Source organism: Flavobacterium quisquiliarum (genome assembly GCF_019308285.1).
GTDB classification, from domain to species: Bacteria; Bacteroidota; Bacteroidia; order Flavobacteriales; family Flavobacteriaceae; genus Flavobacterium; species Flavobacterium quisquiliarum.
Genome location: NZ_WWEM01000004.1, coordinates 1 through 22,114 on the forward strand (window position 1 = coordinate 1; position 22,114 = coordinate 22,114).

The 22,114-nt window shown below is 34.5% G+C and carries 16 protein-coding genes; 11 read left to right on the forward strand and 5 right to left on the reverse strand.

Going from position 1 to position 22,114, the window contains the following annotated elements:
• Positions 1–5,811: FG-GAP-like repeat-containing protein (locus GSY47_RS00445; protein WP_219071027.1), on the reverse strand; the 5,811-nt coding region annotated here is incomplete at its 3' end.
• 6 nt (positions 5,812–5,817) lie between these two features.
• Positions 5,818–6,261 carry a T9SS type A sorting domain-containing protein gene (locus GSY47_RS00450; protein WP_179003555.1) on the reverse strand — a complete coding sequence of 148 codons (444 nt, stop codon included), beginning with the start codon at positions 6,259–6,261 and terminating at the stop codon, positions 5,818–5,820.
• A gap of 201 nt (positions 6,262–6,462) precedes the next feature.
• On the opposite strand from GSY47_RS00450, the gene GSY47_RS00455 reads away from it, so the two are divergent.
• The 8 genes from GSY47_RS00455 (at position 6,463) to GSY47_RS00490 (ending at position 15,644) form a co-directional block, all read left to right on the forward strand.
• Positions 6,463–6,774 (forward strand): helix-turn-helix domain-containing protein, encoded by a 312-nt coding sequence (locus tag GSY47_RS00455; RefSeq protein ID WP_179003554.1) that lies wholly within the window; start codon positions 6,463–6,465, stop codon positions 6,772–6,774.
• A 236-nt stretch (positions 6,775–7,010) separates the two neighbouring features.
• Positions 7,011–7,370 carry a hypothetical protein gene (locus GSY47_RS00460; RefSeq protein WP_179003553.1) on the forward strand — a complete coding sequence of 120 codons (360 nt, stop codon included), beginning with the start codon at positions 7,011–7,013 and terminating at the stop codon, positions 7,368–7,370.
• Positions 7,371–7,595: 225 nt separating this feature from the next.
• Entirely contained in the window at positions 7,596–8,687 is a 1,092-nt protein-coding gene (locus GSY47_RS00465) for an efflux RND transporter periplasmic adaptor subunit (RefSeq protein ID WP_179003552.1), read from the forward strand.
• Between the two features lie 49 nt (positions 8,688–8,736).
• The gene (locus GSY47_RS00470) at positions 8,737–11,853 is read left to right on the forward strand and encodes an efflux RND transporter permease subunit (RefSeq protein WP_179003551.1); all 3,117 of its coding nucleotides are present in this window, start codon (positions 8,737–8,739) and stop codon (positions 11,851–11,853) included.
• Positions 11,854–12,041: 188 nt separating this feature from the next.
• Positions 12,042–13,520, forward strand: coding sequence for a TolC family protein (locus tag GSY47_RS00475; protein ID WP_179003550.1), 1,479 nt, complete (start codon positions 12,042–12,044; stop codon positions 13,518–13,520).
• A gap of 161 nt (positions 13,521–13,681) precedes the next feature.
• Positions 13,682–14,242, forward strand: a complete 561-nt coding sequence (locus GSY47_RS00480) for a Crp/Fnr family transcriptional regulator (RefSeq protein ID WP_179003549.1) — start codon at positions 13,682–13,684, stop codon at positions 14,240–14,242.
• A gap of 72 nt (positions 14,243–14,314) precedes the next feature.
• Positions 14,315–14,641, forward strand: coding sequence for a DMT family transporter (locus tag GSY47_RS00485; protein ID WP_109193059.1), 327 nt, complete (start codon positions 14,315–14,317; stop codon positions 14,639–14,641).
• Between the two features lie 556 nt (positions 14,642–15,197).
• The gene (locus GSY47_RS00490; protein WP_179003548.1) at positions 15,198–15,644 is read left to right on the forward strand and encodes a GNAT family N-acetyltransferase; all 447 of its coding nucleotides are present in this window, start codon (positions 15,198–15,200) and stop codon (positions 15,642–15,644) included.
• Positions 15,645–15,647: 3 nt separating this feature from the next.
• Here the strand turns inward: GSY47_RS00490 and GSY47_RS00495 are convergent, their stop codons facing one another.
• Positions 15,648–16,511, reverse strand: coding sequence for a LysR family transcriptional regulator (locus GSY47_RS00495; RefSeq protein WP_179003547.1), 864 nt, complete (start codon positions 16,509–16,511; stop codon positions 15,648–15,650).
• Between the two features lie 236 nt (positions 16,512–16,747).
• Between GSY47_RS00495 and GSY47_RS00500 the strand changes: the two genes are divergently transcribed.
• Both GSY47_RS00500 and GSY47_RS00505 read left to right on the forward strand, forming a co-directional pair.
• Entirely contained in the window at positions 16,748–17,266 is a 519-nt protein-coding gene (locus GSY47_RS00500) for a GNAT family N-acetyltransferase (protein ID WP_179003546.1), read from the forward strand.
• Positions 17,267–17,448: 182 nt separating this feature from the next.
• Positions 17,449–18,336, forward strand: coding sequence for a DMT family transporter (locus GSY47_RS00505; RefSeq protein ID WP_179003545.1), 888 nt, complete (start codon positions 17,449–17,451; stop codon positions 18,334–18,336).
• Positions 18,337–18,441: 105 nt separating this feature from the next.
• On the opposite strand, the gene GSY47_RS00510 is transcribed toward GSY47_RS00505, so the two are convergent.
• A complete protein-coding gene (locus GSY47_RS00510) occupies positions 18,442–20,721 on the reverse strand; it encodes an ATP-binding protein (RefSeq protein WP_179003544.1) in 2,280 nt (759 codons plus the stop codon).
• 5 nt (positions 20,722–20,726) lie between these two features.
• The gene (locus GSY47_RS00515) at positions 20,727–21,323 is read right to left on the reverse strand and encodes a biliverdin-producing heme oxygenase (RefSeq protein WP_179003543.1); all 597 of its coding nucleotides are present in this window, start codon (positions 21,321–21,323) and stop codon (positions 20,727–20,729) included.
• A gap of 198 nt (positions 21,324–21,521) precedes the next feature.
• Between GSY47_RS00515 and GSY47_RS00520 the strand changes: the two genes are divergently transcribed.
• Complete coding sequence (locus GSY47_RS00520) at positions 21,522–22,091, forward strand: Crp/Fnr family transcriptional regulator (protein WP_179003542.1); 570 nt, start codon at positions 21,522–21,524, stop codon at positions 22,089–22,091.
• The last annotated feature ends 23 nt before the right edge of the window (positions 22,092–22,114 follow it).

The window sequence follows — 22,114 nt, forward strand, 5'->3', positions numbered from 1 at the left end:
AGGGTCGTATAAACGACCATTCATATTGATAAGCCCTACACTCTGCAAATGTTCGTGGCCTGTATATCCTCTATCTAGTAATAATTCGCTGCTTTCTATGTCTTGTTCCAGCTTTGCTAAATTGCCCCAGGCATCATACAGCCGTTTTTCTACTGCTCCGCCAAATCTATCGGTTATGCCTAAAATAGAACCTTGGTAATCTCTTTGTAAATATAGATAATTTTGTGTTGTTCCATCACTTTTTACCACCACTGGAGCAGTGTAGCCATCTCCTCCAATGTAAGTAACAAAATCCAATTCCCCAGAAACTAGATTTTGTTTAATTTCCATTGTACCATCTTCAGAATAATATTTACGGTATGGTCTCAGCAATTTATCTGTTTCTAAGCTACCATAAAACATGGCAGTACGATTATTGGCATCATTATAGCAGAAACTTATTTTATCTACTCCTGTTTCTTCAATATCTACTGGAGCTTTAAAAGTATTATAAGTGATATTTAATGCTCTTACAGTAGTAGAGGGTTGGCTTGTTTTTCGTATCTGCACATCATCAAACCATACATTTCCAATGCCGTTATTACTTAATGTAATTCGTAATTGTTTAACATCTGCCGGCACTAAAACCGTTTTGGTAATAGGAGTCCAGACTCCTGTTGTGGTTATTTTTACAGAATCTGTCGTATTGCCAAGAAAAAACTCGCCCTCCTTTCTCATATTCAATATCATTTCTGCCTCGGGATTGTCTGTAAATACCCAGGCAGAATAGGTATATTGTGTGGGTGCTGTATTGTTAATGGTAATCATTTTTTCTGAAAATACGAATTGTCCGTCTCCATACGTACTATTTATTTTAATTGAATTTTTACCACTGTATGCTTTTGTATCATCGTAACTGTATGCTTTTACGGCTAAAGGATCGTTAAACAAATCATCAAAACTCATCCAGCCTTTTTTTTCTTCCATGCTGCTAAAAAAAATTCCTTCACGAATACCGTAACTGCCCACGGCTTCTTGACTGAGTGTAATCGAAGTGTTTTGATACGGCTTTGCAGTTATTGCATAATTGTATTCGCCAAGACTGTTTTTCTTAATCCTGCCATTATCATAATAACTCTGTTCTTCCTGCTCCCCTGCCACATTGGTATATTCTATTAATCGGTCATTTGCATCATACTTAAATTCTTCTTTCCAGGGTATTTGGACAAAGCCTCCATTAAAAAAATCAGGGTCGTAAACATTCGGATCAAAATACTCATTATCTCGACTGGTTAAATTTCCTGTTTTGGGATTAAAAAAAGTATTTAGAGTTAAAATATTTGGATTTCCAAAAGATGGCCCTGACAATTCATATTTGCGTACTACATTATGACCATAATCATCCATGGTAAAATCAATTTTTACAGGACCACTTTTCGCAAAACAAAGATTCCCTCTACCATCTATTGCATCGGTTTGCCATAAAACCGCATTGCTTGTATTATCTAGTATCTGCCAATGAAACCCATCTCTATAGGTATTCTTTATGGTATTTGAACTGCTTTTTCCTGCTGCTGATGCAGTCGATTTTTCTGTATAAATCCTGCCAAAACCATCATAGGTAAGCTCTTTTTTAAATGTGGCATAGGGTGTGGTTTCCTGTGTTGTACTGATTCTCTTGAATGAATCGTACGTATAATCGTTTATAATGGTATTGCCATTTATAAAATCCTCATACTTATTACCAGTCAATAATTTTGTCGAAGAGTCGTAGTAATAAATTGTTTTTGAATTGCTGTTGGTTCCAAGAATTGTTTTTTCATCGAGTTTTCCAACATCATTAAGTTTGTAAGCTGTTGTTCCATTAGGGGTAGTTTCTTTAGTAGTTTCGCCAAAATCATTATATTCATACGTATATGTACCGGCAGAAGTATCTGTCAGCTGGGTTTTTCTTCCCCAACCATCTTGTAAAATCGTTGTCTTTACTCCTCCGTAATCTGTTTCTTTTAAATTTCCATTTGCAAAATAAGTATAGTTAATGGTTTCTCCAGGAGTTTCGGTTAATGAGATGACTCTTCCTATAGCATTTTTGGTTATAATTTTTGTTTGAGCTTCATTACTAACAGTTGCAGTAAGTCCTGAATAAGAAATATTTGTTGTTCTTCCTGTGTAAGAAATGTTCTGAATGTTTCGTCCATATTCATCAAATTTTATTTCACTCCATTTATTCCATCCAACCCCTACATAAGGCTCACTTATCCTTATAGCCCTGTCATAAATGTCGTATAAAAAAGATTTATTATAGTTAAAACTTTGCATGCCCGATGAAGCCGTATTTATTTTTCTGCCTAAATCATCAAAAGTTTCTTCTACACTACCACCGCTGTCTCCTGAAGAAGTTACTACTGTTTTCTCAGCATTACGCGAGTAAGAATAAGTTCTATTTTTGTTTAAATAATCTGTTACTTTTATTATTTTTCCCCAAGAGTCATAAGTATAGGACGTAACTTGTCCGTATGGGTTGGTTTCTGAAGTTAAGAGTCCATTATTTGAATTATAGGTATATATTGTTGATAATCCCTCAATATCTGTATCTTTTGTCATGAAACGACCTGAAGAGTCATATTCATAGTTCGTTACTCGAGGCGTAAGTCCTGTAGCTGAAATAGTTTTTTTTGTTATATTCCCAAATGCATCATAGACATTATCTTCTGTAATGTAGTTTGTCCCTGCTCCCTTTTTCTTTATCTGGGTTAACAAGTTATTCGAATAAGTATATAACTCTTCTGTTGTCATTACATCACCCGGTATTGTAATACTTTGCGTCGAACCTGATAGCTGTCCCATGACAAAAGGAGATGTACCAGGCGAATTGTACGTAAAGGCTGAAGCCTTTGTTTGTATTGTTGATGCACCTTCTTTTGTTACTACTGTACTACTTAAAACATTGTTGTAAATATCATAATTTAATGAAGTCTCTGTACTAGTACCATTCAAAGCATTAATTTCTTTTAAAGCTAATGTTTTTAGTTTAAAAACTTTATTAGTCTGTAAAGCATCAGTAGGCAGATTATAATCAATAACAGATTTTGTAATATAATTGCCAGAAACATTTGCTTGAGGAGAAAATTGTCCCAAAGCAGAATAATTTTCAATATTGGCTCCTCTTAACGATATGTCATTTTTTGAAATATAAGAAATTATTGGATTAGTATCGTTGTGCCAATTTGTTTGTGCTGTACTCTTAAAACCTAGAAATCCTAATCCCTCGACATTAGAAACAGCACCATAATACTGGAATAATTTCTTCTTATAACTAGCAGTACTATTTTTCTCCAACATACTCACAACAAAAAAATTAGGATCATTTAGAATATTAATACTAGGATAATTTTCCAAATCACTAGCACTAAAATAGACTTGATTTGGTCCTTGTCTTGATTTTGTATCTAAAGGCACATAAGAGATAGTCTCGGTTACTCCGTTTCCATTTGTTATCTTCTTAAGCAGAACATCCAATTTGTTGTACCATACAAAATCCATACTGTACATTTTACTTCCAGTTATTAACGAGTATTTAAAACTTTTACTTAAATCATTAACATTCGTCAAAACAGGTATTGGATATCGTTCTACTTTGTTCGCAGCATAATAAAATTGAAGAGTCGACATAAATTTAAAATCAGAAACTCCAAATCCCATATTAAATACAATTTGAAATTTGGTCATTTGTGGTGTTCCTTTAGGTTTAGGGTTTGGAGCACCACTCTGATCTGATTCAACTGTAAAATTCTGTTGATTTAAAATATCTGTTTTTCCATCTCCATTGAAATCATTTGCTACATAAGTATTTTCATTTAAACTGTAAGTCCAATCATTATTATTGATAAGGTCTTGATAATATTTTTTTACTTCTGACTGATTATACTTCAAACCAATGGCTCCGCTTATTTTATTAAAACTGGTTCCTGTAGATATGTAAAAATTCCAATCATCCTGACCAAGTGCAGTTGGAATCACAAAATCTGTTTTTCCGTCTCCATTAAAATCTCCGTATAAAATTATTTTACTAGTAGCAATTGCCGAATCTGTTTTAGTAAACAATTGTACAAAAACATTTTGGTTGTTGAGGGAAAATACTTTTACCAAACCATTTTTAATCGCTATTATGTCTTCTTTTCCGTCTCCATTAACATCGGCGACTTTCAATTTGTATGTATCATCTATATTTAAACCACCAGATCCAAAAACAAAATCTGTAGTTAAACGTTTATCCATATTTATAAAGTAAGACATCCCATAATAATTTTCTGTAACACTAGTAGGATAAGGGTCATTTATTGTACAACGCTTTAGGTACGAAAATTGACAATCGTATTCTATTGCAACAATATCGGTTAGCCCATCTCCATTAAAATCCCCGCTTAAATATGTTTTGGAAATATCCTGAATATATGGGATGATATCTCCTGTCTCCTGACAATTTGATGGAAATTCTGGATGGTATACCAACTGCGGAAAAGTAAATATTTTTTCGTATTGTAATCCTATCCCCAAAGTCAAAGAAGATGAATATACCGAAAATGTGATTGAATTAGTATTGCTGCCATACTTTAAAACAGTCCATCCTTGTTTTGTCATTAATTTATTTACTGAAACACTATTTCCTTCCAATATTGACGTAGGGAAAATCTCTGCAAACTCTCCAGTATTATGCTCGAATCCTACATTTAATCCCGCACTCGAAATATCTTTATACAGCCAGTATTTCTTTTTTGCATTAATTGTTTTTTTTGGATATAAAATAACATCCGTCTTTCCATCTCCATCGAAATCACCCGAAACATTACCCATAGTTTCATAATCTAAATTAGTTAAATCTAAATTAGCAGGTGCAGTATTTGTAAAACTATTATCTACCAATGGACCATAAGTAAAAATAGTGGGATTATAACTCTTAGAATTATCTCCATTTTTTTCTGTTATTTTAATCAACCTCTGATAATCTTTATAGGTAGTTTCATACTCAAGAAAATAGTTTCTATAACCCACACCATTTGAGAAAACCTTTATATTGTTTAGAATATTATTTTTTAAAATATTTTGATTTCCTACATAACTTTGTTCAGGTCTTTTTCTAGTGCTGTAAGAAAATTGGATTTCATTTACTGGAGTACTACTAGATAATGTTCCATATTTTATTGAACTTATATCCAATACATTATTTGTTGCAGTATAATTATAATTAATCCTTACTCCTTGAGGATTTTCCCAATACGTTATTGCCCACTCCAACAAAGAGCGCGAATCTACAGAATTTCCATAGTAAGCTTTTGATCCATCAGGATACTCAACTACAAAATAAGCAGGACCATAATTAACTCCATTAGGATGAGTTCCGTAAGATGTAATCTTAATATTTGAAAAACTTTCGGTTTCATATAATGTTTCATTACTCCCATATATTCCAGATGTTCCGTTTTTTATTAATAGCCGTTGTCCATCAAAAGCAAAACGATCCAAAGTATTAAAGTCAACAGGATCAATTACACCATCATGAAATTTAGTAGAAGGAACTCTAGAAATGGTTGAAACACCCGAAATATTCCAACCATAACCTGCAATCCCATTTCCTCCCTGACTATTGTAAACCAAGCTTACCTGTGGTACAACTCCCTTAATTCCAGGAGGAACTGCTATAGGAATTTTATAATTTGCCGCACCAGTAAGAGAAACCGATAATTCTCCTTCTGTTAAGCCCACTTCTGCAGATTGTCCAAAACCAAACCACGCAATAGATAAAAATAATAGTGTAAAATAAAACTTCTTCATATCTGCTTATTTTTTAATTATTTTAATCGTTTTTTCATCTCCATCTTTGTAAGAAAACAACACCAAATAAACACCAGTTGAATACTGTTGAAAAGGAATATTTAAACGATTTGTACTGCTTGCTATTTGAAAATTCCTTAAAAGTTGGCCTGTCATGGAGTAAATAGAAATAGAACTTACATAGTTTTCCTCTGCCACTTGCCATTGCAGGTATAACTCTTCTCTTACAGGATTCGGGTAATAGGAAATGACATCTTCAGGAAAGAATTTTTCTAGTTCAGTTTCAGTTAATGCTTCCAATTCTTGAACCTCTTTTACAACTTTAGAGGTGCAGTTAAGACACAATACTCGAGTAATTTGATTTCCAGCAGTATCATAAGTAAACAAAACTTTATTTTGTGCCTGAAAATAAAAAGGCATCAATAACAGTAAGTGTAAAATATATTTCATATTTAGTTTGGTTAGATGGTTAGTCTTTTTTAATCAACTTATATACATTAATTAATGATTTTGTACATGTTGGTATCTATATTTTTAATAAAAATCTTTCATTTTTATATAACGCAAACATATTTACATAAGTTAAATATTGTTAATTAAAACAAAATATTATATATTCGTTTTTAACTAATCGTCTTAAAATATGTTGTTATGGGTGTTGGATTCAAAATCAAAAAATTAAGAGAGTCAAGAAATTTAACACAAGATCAATTGGCCATACAATTAGACATTTCGCAAAGTGAGTTGTCTAAGATTGAAAATGGAAAAGCCAAAAAAATCGATTTCCATTTAATGGGTAAAGTCTGTGCTTTTTTTAATAAAGATTTTGTTTATTTCCAGGAGAAGCGGGATCCAGTAAAAATTCTGGACAACTTTAATATTGATATTTCAACTGAAAAAATTCTGGATGAATTAAGCAGAATATCAAACGAATACAAGAAGAAATTAAACGATGCTGAATAAAACTGGTAGTAAATTTTTATAAAATATCAAACCTTCATTTACAAAGTCTAATTATAAACCTCTTAAAAAATTAAAACCCTAAAAATCAACTTCGATTATTATCAAACTTTTAATTTTAGTCTGTTTTTAGAAAAATTTAAGAATCCTTACTTTTGAAAATAGTATATTTGGCGCACTGTACATGACTTGAAAATCCAAATTTTCAGCAACAAAAACTAATTACTATTTTACTATAAATGAAACCTGGTAAGTTCATATATATCGTTTTACTTTCGCTGCTTTGTTTTTTCAGAGGCACCGAAAAGTATACGTTACCTATTGAACTGAATCCTTGTATTACACTGGATAGTGTTGAAGCAGACGATGTTTTGCACTTCTCTTCCGATTTTTCTACATCAAAAACTATTGATCTTCATTGTATAGCCAAAAAGAAGATTAAAGGAAGAGCGACTACTTTAGAGCAAAGTACCATCAGGGCTCCTTATTTTAGTAATTTAATCAACTTCAAGCTTTATAAAAAGAGCTTAATTTATGGTATTGCTTCGATATACCAGATTGAAAGACATACTCATCTCCACTTGTATCAATTATTCTAGATTGTAATTTCTTTAGTGTTTTTATATTTTCAGAAAATCATTCTGAACCAATCTTTCGTTTGCCTAAATGAGGGATTCGGCTATAAAAATATTTCTTAAAACGGTGCTTCAAGAAACAGAAAAGCAACCAAAAACATTTCTGTTTATTTTATCCAAAATCATTCAAACTTCCTGTATTTAAGCACGGAAGAACACCAATTTTATCTAAATTTTACAAATCTAATTATGAATATCTATAAAAATACATTCCTGTTGTTCTCTTTATCCCTGTTCGTTTTGGTCTCGTGCGGCGATAAATCAAAAAAGAATTCCGACAATATCAAAACGCTTCCTGTTTACAAAGTTACCCTAAAAGACACCGTAGTTTCGAGCAAGTTTGTTGCCGATGTACATGCCAAAAATAATGTAGAAATACACGTAAGAATTCCTGGTTTACTAGACAAAGTGTATGTAAGCGAAGGACAAAAAGTAAAAAAAGGACAAATCTTATTCAAAATAAGCGATGTCGAACTTCAGATACAACTCCTAAAAGCCGAAGCCGTTTTTAAAAGCGCAAAAGCCGATTTAAGAATTGCAACGGTAGAATTGGAACAAGCTCAAACGCTATTCAACAAAAAAGTAATTGCCGACAAAGAATTAGAATTATCTAAAGCAAAACATGAAGCTGCTTCTGCAAAATTGGCTCACGCTGCCGCAGAAAAAAAAGCCATCGACCAGCAGATTAGTTTTACCACTATCTGTGCACCTTTTGATGGTACAGTTGACAGAATTCCGTTTAAGGAAGGAAGTTTGGTAGAAAACGGTTCGTTACTAACAACGGTTTCTCAACTGGACGACGTTTATGCCTATTTCTCCATTCCTGAAAACACCTATTTTCAAATGATGGAAGACAAAACCCTTCATACACAAGGCGATATTAAACTCGTATTGCCAAACGGAATGGTTTACGATCAAAAAGGAGAATTGAGAACTGCTGATGGAGAAATCGACAGACAAACGGGTTCTATTCAATACAAAGCAAAATTTCACAATCCGCAAGGGTTTATCAAACACGGAACTTCGGGTAAACTGATTATTTCAGAACCAAAGAAAAATGTCGTATTGATTCCGCAGAAAGCCGTTTTTTCTATTCAGGACAAACAATATGTATTTCTGGTACAAAAAGATGGAGTAGTTAAAATGACTAATGTAAGCATTGAAAGTACTCTTGATGATGTGTACATCTTAAACGATGGACTAAAAAGCGATGACCTTATCGTTCAGGAAGGCACGCAGTCATTAAGAGACGGAGATAAAATCAACATCAAACAAATGTAGGTTTTAGGCTTAATATCAGTTATTTAATTATTTATCTAAAAAAAATCCAATGATAGAGTTATTTATCAAAAGAAAAATATTGTCATTAATCATCTCGGTAATGATAGTACTTTTGGGATTACTGGCGTTGTTCCAGCTTCCCATAACACAATTCCCCGACATTGTACCTCCGTCTGTTACAGTAACAGCAAAATATACAGGTGCCAACGCAGAAGTTTCAGCAGATGCCGTTGCACTTCCATTAGAAAGAGCTATCAATGGTGTTCCCGGAATGACGTATATGTCAACCGTAACTTCCAACGATGGTCTGACACTTATTCAGGTTTTCTTTGAAGTAGGAACCGATCCCGATCTGGCTGCCGTAAACGTTCAGAACAGAGTAACCACGATTCTGGACGAACTTCCAGAAGAGGTAATTCGTGCCGGAGTTACCACCGAAAAAGAGGTAAACAGTATGTTGATGTACTTAAATATTACGAGTACAGACAAAACTCAGGACGAACAGTTTATCTTCAACTTTACCGATATTAATATCCTGCAGGAATTAAAACGTATTGATGGTGTCGGTCGTGCCGAAATCATGGGACAAAAAGAATATTCGATGCGTGTCTGGCTGGATCCGCAAAAGATGCTTTCCTATAATATTTCAGCAAACGAAGTAATTAATTCCCTTCAAAAACAAAATATTTCTGCTGCGCCGGGTAAAGTCGGCGAAGGTTCAGGACAATTGAATAATGAATTGCAATATGTGATTAAATACGGCGGGAAATTCTTCCAGCCAAAACAATATGAAGAAATCGCTTTAAGAGCCAATCCAGACGGAACAATCTTAAGATTAAAAGACATATCCAACATCGAATTTGGCGCAATGAGTTACGGAATGGTTTCTAAAACCGACGGAAAACCTTCTGCTTCGATTATGTTGAAACAACGTCCGGGTTCTAACGCTTCTGAGGTAATTGCCAGCGTAAAAGCAAAAATGGCTGAATTGAAAGATTCTTCTTTTCCTCCGGGAATGGAATTTAATATTGCTTATGACGTTTCCCGTTTTCTTGACGCTTCAATTCATGAAGTAATCCGAACATTAATTGAAGCATTTATTCTGGTAGCCTTTGTGGTTTTCATCTTCCTGCAAGATTGGAGATCGACATTAATTCCAGTATTAGCAGTTCCTGTTGCGCTTATTGGTTCGTTTACTTTTATGTCGATGATGGGATTCTCGATCAACTTATTGACACTTTTCGCTCTAGTACTTTCCATCGGAATTGTGGTGGATAACGCCATTGTCGTCGTCGAAGCCGTTCACGTAAAAATATCTGAAGAACATATGTCGCCAATGGACGCTACAATCAGCGCTATGAAAGAAATCACCGGAGCTGTAATTGCGATTACCATTGTCATGGCTGCGGTATTTATTCCGGTAGCGTTTTTGAGCGGTCCAGTTGGAGTTTTCTACAGGCAGTTCTCTTTAACAATGGCCATTAGTATCGTGATTTCGGGAGTTAACGCGCTTACACTTACTCCTGCCCTTTGTGCCATTATGCTGAAAGCACACGATCCGAATAAAGAAAAGAAGTCATTAATCGATCGCTTTTTTCACAGATTCAATCATTGGTTTGATAATGTTACTTCAAAATACATTAAAGTCTTGGTAAAATTTGCGGATCGAGGTGCTGTAACTATTGGATTATTAGTACTCTTTTGTTTTCTAACTTGGGGAACAAGCAAGTTTTTGCCTTCAGGATTTATTCCGTCTGAAGATCAGGGAATGGTTTATGTGAGCGTTACAACGCCACAGGGAGCAACCGTTGAACGTACCGAAAAAGTATTAGACGAAGTAACCAAAATTGCAAAAGGAATTAAAGGAGTTGATAATGTTACGACTCTTGCCGGATACAGCATTGTAACTGAAATTGCCGGAGCATCATATGGTATGGGAATGATCAACTTAAAAGACTGGAGTGATCGTGATATTTCTGTAACCGATTTTATTGCTGAGCTTGGCGAAAAAACAAAAGGAATTACCGATGCTCAAATCGAAATTTTTGCACCGCCAACTGTTCCTGGTTTTGGTAATACAAGCGGTTTTGAGCTTCGATTATTAGATAAATCCGGAGGAGGTATTACGAATACAGATGAAGTGACAAAAAACTTCATCAAGGAATTAAATGCTTCACCTGAAATTCAGAACTCTTTCACCAGTTTTGATGCTACTTTCCCGCAGTATTTAATTCATATTGATTATGATTTAGCCGCCAAAAAAGGAATTTCTGTAGACAATGCCATGGCAACCTTACAGACAATGTTAGGATCTTTTTATGCGACCAACTTTATCCGTTTTTCTCAAATGTATAAAGTAATGGTTCAGGCAAGTCCGCAGTTTAGAAAAAATCCAGAAAGCATTTTGGATATGTATTTGAAAAATGAAGCTGGCGAAATGGTTCCATTCTCTACTTTTATTAAATTGGAAAGAGTATACGGCCCAGAAGTTTTAACACGATACAACATGTATATGTCGGCTATGATTAACGGAGAACCTGCCGAAGGTTACAGTTCCGGAGAAGCTATTGCAGCTGTAGAAAGAATTGCGGCAGAAAAACTGCCAAGCCGTTTTGAAGTGGAATGGTCTGGTATGACGCGTGAAGAGATTCTATCTGGTAACCAAACGATTTACATTTTTGCGCTTTGTATACTATTTGTATACTTGTTACTTGCCGCACAATACGAGAGCTTATTGCTTCCTTTCCCAGTATTACTAAGTCTTCCTGTTGGAGTTTTTGGCTCTTATCTGGCATTAGTTGCAGTTGGTTTAGACAATAACATTTATGCTCAGGTCGCACTCGTCATGCTGATTGGTCTGCTCGCCAAAAATGCCATTTTGATTGTAGAATTTGCTATGGCGCAGAACAAAATCGGACGTGATATTGTCGAAGCCGCAATTGAAGGCGCAAGGCTTCGTTTCAGACCTATTTTGATGACTTCTTTTGCTTTTATTTCTGGGTTGATTCCGTTATGTATCGCTACAGGTGCAGGTGCTGTGGGTAACCGTTCTATTGGTACGGCCGCTGCGGGCGGAATGTTAATTGGAACTGTGTTTGGTTTGGTGATTATTCCAGGACTTTACATCGTATTTGCCAAACTTGAAAAACGAATGAGCAAATCTTAATGCGTAATTTTTAAACACATAGAATCATAGAATTTAGATAATCTAAAAAGGCGTTTCATTAGCATAAATACACATAGCTATGTGTTAGAAACTAGTTTCTTTCAACCCCCTTATCCATAAGAAAAAATCTATGTTTCTATGTGTTTAATGAAAATTTTACGCAAAGGATTGATAAATAAATATAAACAATGAAAGAGATATTAAATCCATATAAAATTTTGAATCAGAATAAGATCAGTGCTTTTGTTTTAACCGGAACGCTTCTTTTAACAGCATGTTCTGCACCTAAAGTCAGTGATAAACTAACTGCTGCAAAACTACCCGAACAATTTGATGCCAAACGAACTTCTGATACTTCTAAACCTTTTATTCCGCTGCAAACGGAAACCTATTTTAAAGATCCAAAACTGGAGCAGTTATTAAAAAAAGCCGTGGCTCAAAATCCTGATTATTTAATTATGCAGGAAAGAATTTTGATTGCCAATTCCCATTTAAAAGTAGCAAAAATGGCACTGCTTCCCTCTTTAGATCTTGCCGTTGATGCTTCGGGAACGCATTACGGAAAATATACGATGGACGGTGTTGGAAATTACGATACCAACTTTTCGCAAAATATTACCGAAAAACAAAGAATCAATGAAGACGTCACTCCTAACCTATTTTTAGGCGGGAAAGTTTCTTGGGAAGCGGATATCTGGGGAAAACTAAGCAACCGTAAAAAAGCAGCACAACAGCGTTTCTTTGCATCACAGCAAGGAATGAGACTTTTGCAGACCAGACTTTTAAGCGATATTGCCGATTTGTATTTTAAATTAATCGCCTTAGACAAACAAGCTGCGATTTACGATAACAACCTTAAAACACAAGAAAGAGCATTAGAAATTGTTTCGGCACAAAGATCGGTTGGAAAGGCTACGGAACTAGCTGTACAACAGTTTAATGCACAAAACAATAATATTCATGCCGAAGCTTCGGAACTAAAATTAAGCATTGATCAAACGGAAAAAGCTTTATTGACGCTTTTGGGACAATATGGCGGAACGGTTGAGAGAAGCAGTGATTTCCTGGCAGGTCATTTAGAAGTTTTAAATCAGCAGATAAGTGTTGATTCTATCATTCACAAAAGACCGGATGTGTCTGAGGCTTATTTCGAATTATTAGCCAGCAACGCAGATGCTAAGTCTGCAAGAGCAGCCTTCTTCCCGACTGTAAACTTGGGAGGTTATGCAGGTTTCAATTCGTTTTCTTTCAATACCATTTTTGACGCGGGATCTTTTGCCTGGCAGATTCTTGGCGGATTAACAGCCCCTGTTTTTAATAAAGGACAAATCAAACAAGAATATTACGTTTCGAACAGAAAACAGGAAATTTCTTTTCTACAATATCAAAATGCGGTTACTACAGCTTATAACGAATTGAGCGCTTTATTGCATAGAAATGAAGCTTTTGAAGAGGTTTTGAAATATAAAACCAACGAAATTGATCATTTAGAAATTGCTGTAAATGTTTCGAACGATTTGTATTTAAGCGGTTATGCCAATTATCTTGAAATCATTAATGCGCAGAAAAACAAGCTGCAGGCAGAACTTGATTTTGTAGACATTCAGCTGAAAAATGCAAACTCTCAGGTGTTGCTTTACAAAGCTTTAGGAGGTGGAATTAATTAGTTTATATATTGGTTAAAAATTGTTTGAGCTTTTTTAATTAATTCATTTTGCTGGCAATTTTATATCCCATCCGCCCCCAACGGATGGGATTTTTTTTGATTGAAATTTTCTGTTCCGCATTACAACACTTACCTTTATTCCAAATTCCTAAAATAGCTCAGATGGATATTTCCACTATTCTTGACAACATCTATAAACTGCCAGAACAATCACGGCTTGCGCTGCAAAACAATGTCACAGAAATTGCTTTCCCAAAAGGACATATTTTACTAAAAGCCAACAAAGTAGAATCGAATATTTATTTGATAAAAAAGGGATTAGTAAGAGCATTTGTAGATCGTGATAACGAAGTTACATTCTGGTTTGGAAAAGAGGGCGAAACAGTGCTTTCTATGAAAAGTTATGTAGAAGAACAACCAGGATATGAAAGCATCGAACTATTGGAAGACTGTGAATTGTATGAACTCAAAACAGAAAATCTAAAAAAACTCTTCGAACAGGACGTTCATATCGCCAACTGGGGAAGAAAATTTGCCGAAAAAGAATTAATAAAAACCGAAGAACGATTGATTTCGAAACAATTCAAAAATGCTTCCGAACGTTATCTCGAATTGATGAAAGATCATCCTGAATTGCTTCAGAGAGTTCAGTTAGGACATATTGCCTCTTATCTTGGTATTACTCAAGTCAGTCTTAGCAGAATCAGGGCTGAACTAAAATAATTTCATTTTTTATCATTTGTTAAATTTTTTCTGAATTTCAAAAGGGAACTTTGCACCATAAAATTTAACTCTATGAACTGGATTATTCTAATCATTGCAGGGCTTTTTGAAGTAGCCTTTGCCTCATGTCTTGGAAAAGCAAAAACAACTACAGGAACAGAAATGTATTATTGGTATATTGGTTTCTTCATATCGCTAACTGTTAGTATGCTTTTATTAATGAAAGCGACTGAAACATTACCACTAGGAACAGCTTATGCAGTCTGGACAGGAATTGGTGCTGTAGGAACGGTTTTGGTTGGCATTTTTATCTTTAAAGAACCTGCTGCTTTCTGGAGACTGTTTTTTCTAGCTACTTTGGTTGGGTCTATTGTGGGATTAAAGGCGGTTTCTCATTGATTTTTTCTTTTAAACACATAGAAACATAGATTTTTTTTTGTTGGAATTTCAAAAAAGGTAAAAGAAAAAACAAGTTTTCACGCATAGCATATTGAATTCTCCTCTTGAAATTTTTCCTCAATCTTGTTAATTCCGAATGAGGAATCTCAGTAAGTAACTCGCCAAAGATTGGAATAACTTTACGGAATATTGTCGCGGAGATTCCTCCTTCGTCGGAATGACAATCTTTGTGGTTACTATGTGTTTAGTTACTTAATTTCAAGTCTGGTATGTCATTCCGACGAAGGAGGAATCTCCGTAAGAAGCTCGCCAAAGATTGGAATAACCATGAGGAATACTGTTGTAAAAATTCTTCCTTTCGGAATGACAAATTGCACGTAAAACTTTGACAAAGTTCTTCAAGTCAAAAATAGATAAATAAGCGAAATACAACATTTCGCTTATTTTTTGCCTAAATTTTATTAATGCATTTTTAGCATCACATGATAAAAAAATAGCATTTTACCACATTATTCTCTCTTCTATCTTTGTCATCAAATAAAGATTAAATTAAAACATGACATTCAGCCATTTCATTAAATCATTTGACGAATTAACCAATCACGAAATGTATGCTATGCTTCGTTTAAGAAGCGAAGTTTTTGTTGTAGAACAAAACTGTCCTTATCAGGATTTAGACAACAAAGACCAAAAAGGTTTTCACTTACTATATTATGTTGATAATGAATTGGCAGGCGTTACCCGCTTACTTCCTAAAGGGATATCTTATGAAGAAATTTCGATAGGACGAGTTGTAATCGCTCAAACACATCGCGGATTAGGTTTAGGCGTAAAACTAATGGAAGCTTCTATCAAAGGTTGTGAAGAAAAATTTGGAAAAGGTGCGATACGAATTAGCGCACAATATCATTTATCTAAATTCTATCAGTCGCTTGGATTTGTAGAACAAGGGAAAGTGTATGATGAAGATGGAATTCCGCATATCGGAATGCTGAGAGCTTAACAATTACGGGATAATCAGCTTTAAAACGTTGGCTAAAACAAGATTGTGGTCTTCTATTCTCCAATTGATATACAAATCGGTTTCTAGCGGTAATTTGATAAATCGAATCCCTGAAATTTCATGATAAACGTAAGAATCTGGTAGAATGGCAATTCCAAGTCCTTTTCGAACCAAAGCAATAATAGCTGATCCAAATTCAGAGTGAAGATAAACCTCTGGAGCATTTTCAAAAGAGTTGAATAATCGCTGAATTAAATCGCTGTAACTGCTGCCTTCATCGTTTGTTGGCAATATGAATTTCTGGGAAGCTAGCGTTTCTTTGGTAAGATCTTTGGGTGTTCGATACGGATGATTTTCGGGAACAACAATAGCGAGATGATCGGTATGGATTTTTTCAGAATGAATATCTTTTGCAGTATTAATATCTCTGGTAATCGCTAAATCAATTTTATAATTGCGAAGGTATTCCTGCTGATTTTCATACAATACCTGAACTAGTTTGATTTTTAGTTTAGGAAATGCATCAGAAATACGAGATAAAATATCAGGCATCAATGAAGCCGAAATAGAATCGGGATGTGCAATGGTAATGGTTCCGCTTTCGCCCAACTGAATCTGCCGAGCCGATTGATGGATGTATTCGAGTTTACTCATTTCGACTTCCCATTTTTCTTTCAAAAACTGGCCGGCCGCTGTGAGCTTGACATTCCGTTTATTGCGTTCAAACAGCTGAACGCCAAGCTGATTTTCAAGCGATTGAATCTGACGGCTTAAAGCAGACTGTGTGATATTCATTTTTCCGGCTGTATTCCAGAAATGAAGTTCACGAGATAAGGCTAAAAAATATTTAATTTGCTGTAAATCCATTGATGCAATTTACGCATTTATTAGGAGATAAAACCCTGTTAGACGCATCAAAAAAATTAAAACACATAGAAACATAGTTTTTCTTGTGTCTAAAAAGAAATCAAAAGAAACAAGTTTCCACACATAGCTAAACTATGTGAATTTAAAACAAGTGAAACGCCTTTTAACGTTAGTAAAATCTATGTTTCTATGTGTTTAAAATTAGTTGTGCATAACAAATCATTAAATAATAAAAAATGAATTTATTAGAAATAAAAAAAGCAACTGTAAAAGATTTAAATGAACTTCAAATAATTGGAAGACAAACTTTTTTAGAAACATTCGCAGACGTTAACAGCGAAGAAAATATGATCAAATACTTGGAAGAAAGCTTTGCTGATGAAAAATTGACAGCAGAACTTAATAATCCTAATTCGTATTTCTACTTAGCTGTTTTAGAGAATAACGTTATCGGCTATTTAAAACTAAATACTGGAAATGCACAAACTGAAAAACAAGACAGCAATGCTCTTGAAATCGAACGCATATATGTAGCAAAAGAATTTCATGGCAAAAAGGTTGCGCAGACATTGTATGCACAAGCTTTAGAAACTGCTGAAAAACTGAAAGCTACTTATATCTGGCTTGGCGTTTGGGAAAAGAATTTTAGAGCCGTAAGTTTTTATACCAAGAATGGTTTTATTCAATTCGATACTCATATTTTCCGATTGGGAGATGATGAACAAACCGATTTATTGATGAAAAAGACTTTGTAAACTTTGAAAAAGTTTCTTTTCTGTCTAGTTTGTCATTCTGACGAAGGAAGAATCTCCGTAAGTGGCTCTATAAAGATTGTCGATCCTGATTGCGGAGTTTCTTGTGAAGATTCTTCCTTCATCAGAATGACAATATTGGGGGAAATTTTTAAAATAACAATAAAAAATCTACAAAAACACAAATGAAACAAAAACAACTTTTACTAATCTTATTAATCATAGGAACAGCTTTTTGGGGCATTTCTTATTCGGTTACCAAACTGGCAATCGGGAATTATTCTCCTGCCACTTTCCTATTCTACCGTTTCTTACTGGCTGTTATTGTGCTTTCTATTATTTTTTGGAAATATGTCAAAGACATCAATTTACAAGCGGTTAAAACAGGATTTATTTTAGCCGTCCCAATGTTTTTAGGTATTCATTTACAAACAATCGGACTTAAATATACCGACGCTTCACAATGTTCTTTTATTGCGGGATTAACCGTTATTATTATTCCGCTAATGAAATTGGGACTTTATAAAACCAATGCTTCTCTAAAAATCTGGATTGCCGCTTTTACCGCTTTAACAGGTTTATTTGTTATCGCCATACAAGATAAATTTACTGTAAACGTTGGTGATTTGTTTACCATTGCAGGTTCGTTTGGCTTTGCGGTTTATTTGATTGCGGTTGAAAAGCATTCGGCTACAAAGAATCTTTTGTATTCTATCGTTCCTATGTTTGCCTTTTGTGCTTTATTCACTTTTTGTATTGCTCTTACAGATGCTAAAGCTGTTTGGTTACCACAGAATGATACTTTTTGGCTTGGTGTGGTTTACTGCGCTTTGTTTTCCACCGCTTATATGTACACCGTCTCTAATATTTCGCAGCGTTATTTATCGGCAGAACGTGTGGCAGTGATTTATTTGTTTGAACCTGTTTTTGGGGCAATCGGTGCTTTCTTTATACTAGGAGAAGATCTTTCGTGGCGTTTGCTTTTAGGCGGAAGCCTGATTTTTGCAGGAACTATTATTTCTGAAGTCAATTTTAAAAGTCCTAAACTTAGGATTTTGACTAAAAGGAGTTGATTTTTTTACTCCCGCAGATTTAGCAGATTCAATAAAATCAATAGATTTAGTTAAAAAAAAATCTGTCGAATCTGCTAAATCTGCGGGAGTAAATATTTTAAATACTTATAAAGTTGTAAGTGAATCTTCAGGATCACAAGGGAAATAGATAATAATGTCGGTTCCTTGATTTGGTTTTCCTTCGGCACGGATGTCTCCTCCAACAGCCTGCATAATTTTTTTGCATAATGCCAAGCCAATACCCGAACCTGTGTATTGCTCCTGCGTGTGAAGTCTTGTAAATACTTTAAAAATAGATTGTGCATATTGCGGTTCAAAACCAATTCCATTATCCGAAAAACGAACCCAATGACAATAGACCTTATATAAATCATGAATCAAAACCGGTTCCTGTGATGCGGTTATCGTAATCTTAGGCTTTCTTTCGGTCGAAGCATATTTTAATGAGTTCTGTATAATATTGATAAACAGCTGTCGCATTAAAAAGCTGATAGCGTGAACTTCTGGAAGACTTTCATATTCAATTAAAGCTTCATTATCCAAAATGGTTTCCTGCATTTCCTTAATCGTAGATTCTAAAATTTCATTTAAATCTACTTGTTCCAAAGCATCTCTGGTATTTTTAATGCGGGTATATTTTAGAATATCATCCAGCAGTCCTCTCATTCTACCAGCTGATTTTGAAACACGTTGCAATGAATCGGAAATTGAATCGGTTGAAATTACATCCAGTTCCGACAGCATTTTAGACGTAATCAGCTGAATTTTACGCAAAGGTTCCTGTAAATCGTGCGTACTGATCCAGTTGATATTCTCAAGCTCCGAATTTGTTTCTTTCAGCACTTCACTTTGATAGCGGTACTTTTCTTCTTCCTCACTCAGCATAATCAAAATAAGCTGATTGTGTAAAGCATGGGCGTATTGAACCGCAGCGTTTATTTCATACTGTTTCCAAATACTGCTTCGGTTTTTAACGATCTGTTTCCAGATATTAAAAGAGTTTCTCGGATGAAGTCCTTTACTGTCTTTTATGATGCTTTTTTCGGGATCACCACCCCAATTAATTTCAGTAACAGTTTCTGGTCTAAACCATATTATGTGATCTCCATTTCCAAGTGAATGATAAATAATCCCCGCAAAATTAGAGTCTTGTGCTATTTCAGGAAACTCATCGCAAATTTTATGGGTTGTAAAAATTTCATTTTCGCTTTTGGCATAAATTTCTTCAATCAATTTAAAAATCTTCTCATCGCAAGGTGCTAATCCGTTTTTATAGATTTTTCCTCTTGAAACAATCGAAACGCCAGCCGCATTACAAATTTCCAGTAATTGCGGTGTAGCAATAATCGTTTCTAATGAATCTTGCGAAATCGGCAGATCCAGTCCCGTCAATTGTTCTAACGCTGCGTTTGTTTTCTGTGCACTGATATTCTCATCATTGGATTGCCTGATATCAATTTGAGAAGTAATAAATTGTCCTTGAAGCTTGGCAGCCAATCTAATTTCAGGCGAAATATTTTTTTCTGAATAATGATGACAGGCAATCAATCCCCATAATCTGTCATGATGAATTAGCGAAATAGTAAGTGTTGCACCAACTCCCATATTCTTCAAATATTCGACATGAATTGGCGATGTGCTTCTAAGAATTGAAAGGCTCAAATCTAAATTCTTATTTTCTTTGTCATCATCAACAGTAAAAATAGGAACAGGCTTATAACCAATATCAACAATAAGTCTCAATTGGTTTCTAATGTATAATTCTCTCGCTTGAGCTGGAATATCAGTATGCGGATAATGCAATCCTAAAAATGGTTCTAAATCTTCTCTGCAGCTTTCAGCAAAAACTTCGCCATTGTATTGTTCATCAAAGCGATAAATCATTACACGGTCATAACCTGTAATTTCTCGTGTTCCCTCTGCTACAAGTGCACACAAATCTTTAAGCGATTTGGTATTGTTCATTTGAGTCACAAACTGAATTGTTTGTGTGTAAACATCTGCGAGTTTTTCTTTTACAGAAAACTGTGGTTCGGCTTCTAAAACATAAATATCGAAGCTTTTATGTATCGAGATTTGAAATAGTTTACCAAATAATTCAATCTGAAGCGGAAAGACGTTTTGAATTTTATCTTCATTAATATAATCCAAAATCTGTTTTTCTACAGCTGCACCAAAAACAGAGGCAAAGTCTTTTCCTAAAACCTGATGATGAGTAATATCTAAAAATACAGTTATATTTTCTGTACAATAGTCTATTTTCCAATCGAGAGTAACACCAATTAAAAAACCATGTGGCTGTATTTGACCAGGAATGTGTATGGGTTCGTGCTCACAATTGGTTAACGTGACGATATCGCGATTAACTATATCTTTAAACTTCATTCTCTCTACCTGCCCTCAAAATGTTTGTAAATACTGTCAAAAGCAAACACTGCTCCTTCTATAATCTCCTCTCCACATTCGTGCTTTTGTTCGTATTCTGATAGGAAATTCAGAAAAGCTTTCCAAAAACTTCCTGTTCTTTCTCCATAACCACTAAAATAAGACACACCTTTTTCTCCTGAAAGTTCAGGACGTTTTGAAACATTTTTCAAGATAAATCGCCCGCCCAATGTTGAACCTTCCACAACATATAAAACGCCAAGTGCAAAAGGAACTGACATTTCATCTTTATGAAAAACTGTAGCCGAATCTGTTTTTTTAGAATTTAAAAATAAAAGGTCGTATTCTATAAGATGTTTCTTTCTTCTTTGTTCTAAATCTTCGATAAGATTGGAGAAAAAAGGAAAAATGATAGTTTCTGTATCGTTATGAACATCGTGCATTAAACTCAAATAATGAATATAATCTTCGAGTTCCATATTTGGCGACATGATCGATTTCGACACCGAAAGGTCTTCCAGTTTTTGATGAGAATCAGCTGTTTGCGTTTTTAGATTTTGAAGGAAATCCGAAGCTATCGCAGAATTTATATGTGTACTCATTTATAAAATTGTGTGTGGTTTATGAGCTTTATTTGCTTAAGCTCTTATCACAAATTTAAACAAAAAATGGTAGTACTAAAATAAAAAATAGTCCTTTACATTTTAAGTTAAAGTAGACGTAATTTTTACGATTTTGACATTCGTCAATGTTTTTCTGCGAGATTAGCTTTAATTTTGAAATTGATTAAAAACTGACCAATGATAAGTGAACTTGAGACTTTAATTAAAAGCAAATTAGAATTAAAAAATAACGAACTAGACACCATTCTTTCCTGCTTTAAATTAATACAAGTAAAAAGAAATGAACAACTACTGAAAAGTGGTGCCGTAGCCGATAAAATATTTTTTATCAAAAAAGGATGTCTGCGTTTGTATTACAGTACCGAAGATCATACCATTGCAACGCGATTTATGGCTTTTGAAGGTACATTTCTAACTTCTATTGTCAGTTTTATTTCCCGAGAACCCAGCGCAGAATATATTGAAACCGTTGAAACATCTGATCTTTTAGCTATTTCTTATAACGATTTTTTCAGACTTAGAAATACCATTCCGCAATGGGATAAAATGTACATTTATATACTTGAATACGGTTTAACAGTAATTACTTCTAAACTAACTAGTTTACTGACTCAAAACGCTGCCGAACGTTATCGCAATCTCCTTAAAAACAATCCAGAACTTGTGCAAAGATTATCCAACGTCAATCTTGCCGCTTATCTTAATATTTCTCCCGAAACATTGAGTCGAATAAAATCACAGATCTAATTTAGAGTCTGTTAACTATCAAA

Excerpts from the sequence above, each read along its gene's own strand:
- GSY47_RS00450 (WP_179003555.1), bottom strand. The coding sequence starts at position 6,261 with ATGAAATATATTTTACACTTACTGTTATTGATGCCTTTTTATTTTCAG.
- GSY47_RS00455 (WP_179003554.1), top strand. The coding sequence starts at position 6,463 with ATGGGTGTTGGATTCAAAATCAAAAAATTAAGAGAGTCAAGAAATTTA.
- GSY47_RS00460 (WP_179003553.1), top strand. The coding sequence starts at position 7,011 with ATGAAACCTGGTAAGTTCATATATATCGTTTTACTTTCGCTGCTTTGT.
- GSY47_RS00465 (WP_179003552.1), top strand. The coding sequence starts at position 7,596 with ATGAATATCTATAAAAATACATTCCTGTTGTTCTCTTTATCCCTGTTC.
- GSY47_RS00470 (WP_179003551.1), top strand. The coding sequence starts at position 8,737 with ATGATAGAGTTATTTATCAAAAGAAAAATATTGTCATTAATCATCTCG.
- GSY47_RS00475 (WP_179003550.1), top strand. The coding sequence starts at position 12,042 with ATGAAAGAGATATTAAATCCATATAAAATTTTGAATCAGAATAAGATC.
- GSY47_RS00480 (WP_179003549.1), top strand. The coding sequence starts at position 13,682 with ATGGATATTTCCACTATTCTTGACAACATCTATAAACTGCCAGAACAA.
- GSY47_RS00485 (WP_109193059.1), top strand. The coding sequence starts at position 14,315 with ATGAACTGGATTATTCTAATCATTGCAGGGCTTTTTGAAGTAGCCTTT.
- GSY47_RS00490 (WP_179003548.1), top strand. The coding sequence starts at position 15,198 with ATGACATTCAGCCATTTCATTAAATCATTTGACGAATTAACCAATCAC.
- GSY47_RS00495 (WP_179003547.1), bottom strand. The coding sequence starts at position 16,511 with ATGGATTTACAGCAAATTAAATATTTTTTAGCCTTATCTCGTGAACTT.
- GSY47_RS00500 (WP_179003546.1), top strand. The coding sequence starts at position 16,748 with ATGAATTTATTAGAAATAAAAAAAGCAACTGTAAAAGATTTAAATGAA.
- GSY47_RS00505 (WP_179003545.1), top strand. The coding sequence starts at position 17,449 with ATGAAACAAAAACAACTTTTACTAATCTTATTAATCATAGGAACAGCT.
- GSY47_RS00510 (WP_179003544.1), bottom strand. The coding sequence starts at position 20,721 with ATGAAGTTTAAAGATATAGTTAATCGCGATATCGTCACGTTAACCAAT.
- GSY47_RS00515 (WP_179003543.1), bottom strand. The coding sequence starts at position 21,323 with ATGAGTACACATATAAATTCTGCGATAGCTTCGGATTTCCTTCAAAAT.
- GSY47_RS00520 (WP_179003542.1), top strand. The coding sequence starts at position 21,522 with ATGATAAGTGAACTTGAGACTTTAATTAAAAGCAAATTAGAATTAAAA.